The organism is Acetobacter sp. AN02, from assembly GCF_029759835.1.
In the GTDB taxonomy this organism is placed as follows: Bacteria; Pseudomonadota; Alphaproteobacteria; order Acetobacterales; family Acetobacteraceae; genus Acetobacter.
This window is the reverse complement of the sequence record NZ_JAJJND010000110.1, coordinates 1-6293: the sequence shown is the minus strand read 5'-3', so window position 1 is coordinate 6293 and position 6293 is coordinate 1. Positions and strand designations below refer to the sequence as shown.

The 6293-nt window shown below is 50.4% G+C and carries 5 protein-coding genes and 1 pseudogene; all 6 read right to left on the bottom strand.

Going from position 1 to position 6293, the window contains the following annotated elements; all coding sequences use genetic code 11:
- Positions 1-195: pseudogene (locus LOC54_RS10810) on the bottom strand (IS6 family transposase); the annotation flags it as partial.
- A gap of 66 nt (positions 196-261) precedes the next feature.
- Complete coding sequence (locus LOC54_RS10805; RefSeq protein WP_279313822.1) at positions 262-1500, bottom strand: carbohydrate porin; 1239 nt, start codon at positions 1498-1500, stop codon at positions 262-264.
- 247 nt (positions 1501-1747) lie between these two features.
- Positions 1748-2674 carry a 2-hydroxyacid dehydrogenase gene (locus tag LOC54_RS10800; RefSeq protein ID WP_279313821.1) on the bottom strand — a complete coding sequence of 309 codons (927 nt, stop codon included), beginning with the start codon at positions 2672-2674 and terminating at the stop codon, positions 1748-1750.
- A 29-nt stretch (positions 2675-2703) separates the two neighbouring features.
- Positions 2704-3495 (bottom strand): 2-keto-4-pentenoate hydratase, encoded by a 792-nt coding sequence (locus LOC54_RS10795; RefSeq protein ID WP_279313820.1) that lies wholly within the window; start codon positions 3493-3495, stop codon positions 2704-2706.
- A 107-nt stretch (positions 3496-3602) separates the two neighbouring features.
- Entirely contained in the window at positions 3603-4961 is a 1359-nt protein-coding gene (locus LOC54_RS10790; RefSeq protein WP_279313819.1) for an MFS transporter, read from the bottom strand.
- A 53-nt stretch (positions 4962-5014) separates the two neighbouring features.
- The gene (locus tag LOC54_RS10785) at positions 5015-6019 is read right to left on the bottom strand and encodes a Gfo/Idh/MocA family oxidoreductase (protein ID WP_279313818.1); all 1005 of its coding nucleotides are present in this window, start codon (positions 6017-6019) and stop codon (positions 5015-5017) included.
- Between the last annotated feature and the right edge of the window lie 274 nt (positions 6020-6293).

The window sequence follows — 6293 nt, the reverse complement described above, 5'->3', positions numbered from 1 at the left end:
ATACCAGCGTAAACGCTTTTCCATCTCGGGCGCATAGCGCTGAACCCAGCGGTAAATCGTTGAATGATCAGCGCCTGTGCCCCGCTCGGCCAACATGGTTTCAAGGTCGCGATAGCTGATCCCATAGTGGCAATACCAGCGCACTGCCCCAAGGATCACTTCACCACGAAAATGACGAACCTTGAAATCATTCATGACAACCGCTCCGCGACAAAACCAAAGTAGTTTCAGCCAAGGAAAACAACTTTGCAACAGAGCCTGCTAAAGAACAGCATGGATTTTGAGGCCAAGTGCATCAACCTCTGGCTTGTTTTTCTGAAGATTGGTTCTCCAAATATGTTGATAATCCGGCTGGATCGAAAGGCCACGGAAAACGTGAATATTGTAAGTCGCTTCAAATGTCATGACGTGACTCTGCGGATAATCTGCATTCCCTGGCAGAGAAAGGCCTTGTCGATACCGGATCCATTGCGATGTGACCAATTGCGGGCTGGCAAATGTTTCAGACCATTCCACGCCCATTGTATCTTGTGAGCGGCTAGGAATGACTCCTCTGTCCACAAATCCGGCATAGACCTGATATGTATAAGGGCTGTTGTTCCCCTGACTTTTCGTGAAACCCGCGATTGCATAAAGGCCATGAAGGGGCCCATTGCCATTACGGATTAGCATTTGGTCTGCCTGAAGCCAAATTTGCGTTTTTCCGTTAGTCCAGCGATAGGGCTGGCCGGTTCTCGCAGCAGGTTGTAAAGACGTGTCATAATAGACGTCTCTGTAATTCGAAGAATCATAAGCAACACCAAATTTGTAATGGCCCACCAGATTATTTTTTCCAAAGTATAGAATAAGGCCAATTTCAACCGGAATATAGACACCGGTATAAAGCTTGGTATCCATTCTAAATCCGGTACGGTCGTATCTATTTGTATTCAGATATGGATTGACACCATACAAGCCAGCCTGAGCGTAAACTCCATGTAATGGCCAGTATCGTACTCTCGTGCCCCATGTGGATCCTGGGTACGTCGCATAGCCTGCCGCACCACGGGTGAGGGATTTTGGAATACCGCAGTTCGATTTGTTCATAAACGTGCAGAACAAAGGAGAATTGGCAAAATCGATATTGACAGGCATTTTGCCTAGAGCAATCTGAATGCGGTTTTTGTAAAGGTCCTGCGTTCCGTAAACATACACTAAATGCACGCCAACATTACCGCCCCCACCGTAGATTTCTTGGAAGCCATTCAGGGATCGTTCCCCCATATCAGATGCTAAATTATGGCCTGCACGGTTAACGAAGACGGCATGTGTCTTGAAACCTTTCCATCCGATTAGCCTCTCCCAGTCCAGATCGAGTTCAACTCCAATCTGGTGGGCATACCCTGCATCACCGCCATGCCCGGCATTCAAGGCGATGGCACTTTCGCTCGTGTAATCCACGACAATCCCTATCCCCTTTTTATTGAGGCGTTTAACCAGTTTGCCCCAGGGGTTGACCATGTTTTCCACTGGTGGCGTAAAAGGCGTATTGGCGTAAGATGTTGGAGTATCCAGAGCGAAAAGAGGGGCAGTTTCGGAGATCGGCCCACGATACTGAGCGTGGGCGGATTGGGTGCATAGCCACCCGGCCGAGAGAACACCAAGGGCAATGAGCCTTCGGCGAAAAAATAGGGAATACATTATGGTATTACCTCGGAGCGAAACATTGTTCTGGACGAAACAACGCCTCTGCTTGACCCACGCAGAGTTATTGCACTGGCGTTAGGAGAGGTGCACCAGCAAAATGTGCGGCCAGATTGGCAATAACCAGACGCCCCATCTGGAGGCGTGTTTCCACAGTAGCGCTGGCGCGGTGAGGCTGGAGAACAACGTTTTTCATCGTGAGAAGGGCCTCTGGAACCGTCGGCTCACTTTCGAAAACGTCCAGAGCAGCCTTCCCGAGCTTTCCTTGCTCGAGCAGTTCTACCAAGGCGTGTTCATCTACAACGCTGCCTCTGGAAATATTTACGAGCAAACCGTACGGACCAAGGGCTTCCATGACATCACGGCTGATGAGATGCCGGGACTGTGCACCGCCAGAAGCTGAGACAACCAGAATATCGCTCTGTTCAGCGAGTGCTCGCAGGTCAGGAACAAAAGGCGCTTCTGGCAATGACAGATCATGGCGGGAGTAATAGGAAACAGGCATATCAAAGCCACGCGCACGCTTGGCAATAGCCTGCCCGACCTGTCCCATGCCGACAATTCCGAGTTTCTGTCCCGTCACTTTACGAGCCAAGGGAAGTTGACCGACACCCCATTGATGATCCCGAACGAACTGATCTCCCGGAACCAGATCACGCATTGCCGCCAGCATCAGTGCCATGGCGAGATCCGCGACATCATCCGTCAAAACATTCAAGGTTGTAGTTACGCCAATATTACGTCGTGCTGCTTCTTTCAGGTCAACGGCATCCGTTCCGACACCATTGATAGCAATGACTTCAAGGTTCGAAAGGCTCTGCATTAGCTGGTTTGGCACTCCAGTTCCGCCGCCTGTTGCAATCCCGTGAATACGCGCGGCAACATCTGGCGGAATAATCGAACCATCGTAACGATGCACAATATATGTGGCATCAAGAATAGCTTCGATTTCAGGCATCATGGGTTCAACAAGAAGTATTTCCGTCTTCATGACCGAAAAAACCTTTTCATCATTCTATTTCAAGGAAGTGTGACGGTAACAGGCGTTAATGGGCCAATCTGGACTTCAGCGATCGTGCCTGCGGAAACAAATTCAGTTCCCGTCATGGACCCTGTCGTGACGATCGTCCCTGTCTGTATGGGGAAACCCCTTTTGGCAGCATGGTTGGCAAGCCAGACAAGAAGTCGCATCGGATCACCGGCGGAATTTCCTCCAGTATGATCAATGAGTGTTTTACCGTTCAAAGTGAGACGGACCCGTTCATCAACCGGCACAAGGCGTTGCCAGTCATCTAGGGGCGCTCCGTAAATAAGAGCGCCATGGTTTCCCTGATCCGCCAGATGAACCAAACCGGACTGGGATCCGGGTGTGCAAAAGCGCGTGTCGAAAATCTCGATTGCGGCGTGTACACTTACAATGGATTTGCGAATATCCTCCTCTGTCCACGGCTTGGAGCGCATGGGCAGAGATGAGCCAAAAACATAGGCGATTTCTGCTTCAACACCGTAGAGGCGACAGAAATCCACTGGAAGTTTGGTATCTCCCGAAAAAATTGTCTTTTGATGTAGTGGAGCACAAAAAGGTTCGCTGTCTGGGGTTGGAGCGCCAACCTTCCACCCTTGGATCGATCCAAAAGATGACATTAAGGCATGCGCTACCCGATCCTGTATTGCGTAAGCCTCTTCTGTATTTTGGGGAGTAGAAGATGCTGGGATCTGTTGCAGGCAATGACCCGTTTTGCGCGCGTCCAGAAGGAGGTCTGCATACTGTTTCAAAGCGTCCGATAACGGCGAATATACATCAGATGTCATGTTAAACCTCAGGCATGAATTGATCATGATCCGTCTGCGGATGCGTGTGCATGTCAGGCGGTAGTCAGAAGTGCCCTAAAAAATTCTAGAGCGAGGAAGCAGACTTTTTAGAACACGTCGTTGTGAGACATCAGATCTCTTCCCTTGGTCTCAGGGATAAAAAAAGTTGCCAGAACCGCAAGTCCGGCCAGAAAAATCACGTAGGTTGCCAATGGTATCCATGCGAACTTGCCACTCGAGACGCCTCCGATGTTGAACCGGGCAAACATCGTGATCAGAAACTGTCCGACCATGGGAGATACACCTCCTGCAATCACGGAGGAAAATTCACGCGTGAACGATACGGCTGTATAACGGTGTCGGACCCCGAACATTTCAGGCAGGAAAGCCCCTTGTGTACCGAACATTCCCCAAGTTGCGACGCCAAGAGCCAGAGACAATGCAATCAATGAAAGAACTGGATTTCCCTGACTAAAAATGTACCAGACCGGAATAGCGGTCACAGCCTGCAGGATGGCAAATGCACGATACACCCGGACGCGGCCGTAGCGATCACTCAGCCATCCGGCTCCCGGAATTGTAACAGCACCAACAAACGCGGCTCCAATCAGGGCGAGGGTTCCCCATTGGCTGCTCATCCCAACGGTATGCACGAGGTAACTGATCGACAGCACCTGATAGATGGATGAACCACCGTTTTCGGCCATGCGCAAACCAAGTCCAGCCGTGATGGGGCGCCATGAAGTGGTCAGAACTTCGCGGATTGGCATGACTTCTTCATGCTCTTCCTCTTCCTTCAACTTTGCAAAAGCTGGAGATTCCTTCAGTCTCAGCCGCATGTAGAGGGCGATGACGAGAAGAAACGCACTCCCTAGAAATGGTACGCGCCATATCCAGGTCTCTGCAATATTCGGTACGCCCGTGAGCATGCCAAAATAGATCAGTCCCGCTGCAACCGTTCCCATCTGAATCCCGAGGAAGGGGAGGGCGGCAAAGTATCCGCGACGTTCTTTCGGTGCAGACTCCGTCATCATGACCGCTGCGCCAGCCTGCTCGGCACCCGCACCAAACCCCTGCAGAATACGCATGAAAACTAGCAGAAGAGGGGCTGCAATGCCGATTGTGGCATAAGATGGAATAAGTCCAATGGCTGCACTCGCCAGTCCCATGAGTGTTACGGTCAGAAGCAGGACTTTTTTGCGGCCATGACGGTCTCCCAGTCGACCAAAGAAAATACCGCCAATCGGCCGAACTGCAAATCCGATGAAATAGGTCGCAAAGCTTGCAACCAACCCCATGCCAGGAATGGTGCTTGGGAAGAAAAGCGGCCCAAATACCAGCGCTGATGCGAGACTGTAGAGCGCAAAGTCGTAATACTCCATGGCGCTCCCAACAGAGCATGTCCATGCAGCACGACGTAGTTCCTCGGGCGTCATTTCAGGACGCTGTGACAATGCTTCAGTCATAGTCAGAGACCGCTCCTGATCAAGGGGAAGGGACGTCGTCATCGTCGTTGCGCTCATGATGGGATGACCTTTATCTCCTGTCCTGTACGGACGGATTCCTTGAGGGCCAGTGCAATCCTGAGAGAAGCCACCCCATCCTCGCCTGTTGCGGCAGGTGTTCCTTTGCCATTGATGGCACCGAGGAAACGGGCGACACTGTAGCGGTAAAGATTATGATGAGTGAGGGATATTGGTTGTTCTCCCTCTGCATCTCGTAAAGCAAGACTTCCTACTGACTTCTGGGACATGCAATCTCGCGCGATCAAAGCCGCCTTGTCTCCGTAAATCTCTACGCCTCCAGGTGCATATGGAACAGCGTAAGACCCGTGAATCTGTACGAGAACATCTCCAGGGAAGCGCATAACCGCCATCAGACCATCTTCAATTCCCGGGACGCTTTTGCGACCGCTCTGCGTCATGGCAAACACAGACAACGGTTCAGTCCCCAGTAAAAAGCGTAAAGTATCGATGTCGTGAATAGTACTATCGAGGATGAGTCCACCCCCTGCATCGTTCAAGCGCCATCCATCCACTGACTTGGCAAGACAATTGGCGTGGAAAACCCGAACGGTATTCAGGTTCCCGATTGTTCCCGCACGCAATTGTTCTCTAAGAGCAATATGCACGGCGGAGCAGCGTAAATGATGGTTGGTGCCGAGAACCACACCTCTCTCATGGCAGACACTAACAATGTCTTCAGCGTCGTCCAGCGATAAAGCGAGTGGCTTTTCGCACAGAACGTGCTTCCCGGCACGCGCGGCAGCAAGAGCCTGTTCTTTATGAAACTCGTTTCGAGAACTGATATATACCGCCTGAATTTCCGAATCTTGCAGAATATCATCAAGCAGCGTTGTATTGCGTGGAATACCATTGGCTTGAGCGTAAGCTTTTCCTCTTTCAGCATTTTGACTGAATACTGTGCAAATTATACCTTCCTGCTGCGAGCGAATGGCGTCGATCATCCACTCGTGCGCCACGTTACTAGCCCCAATCAGAGCCCATTTCACGGGTGTTGTCATAAGCCCTCCTTGAGTTTTATCTCTGATGACGAAACAGAACTTGCAATTAGATCGATCTAAAAGACCGCAGTTCGTACAAGGAATGCTAATTTTGAAAAAAAGTCACATAAATAACGTTAGATAAACGTCACTCTTGTGTGATTGTATGATTTTTCATCACGTTTTCTGTGATCGTATCGTCGTTTAGGTGAGTAAAGATGGCTCTGTTGCAAAGTTGTTTTCCTTGGCTGAAACTACTTTGGTTTTGTCGTGGAGCGGTTGTCATGAATGATTT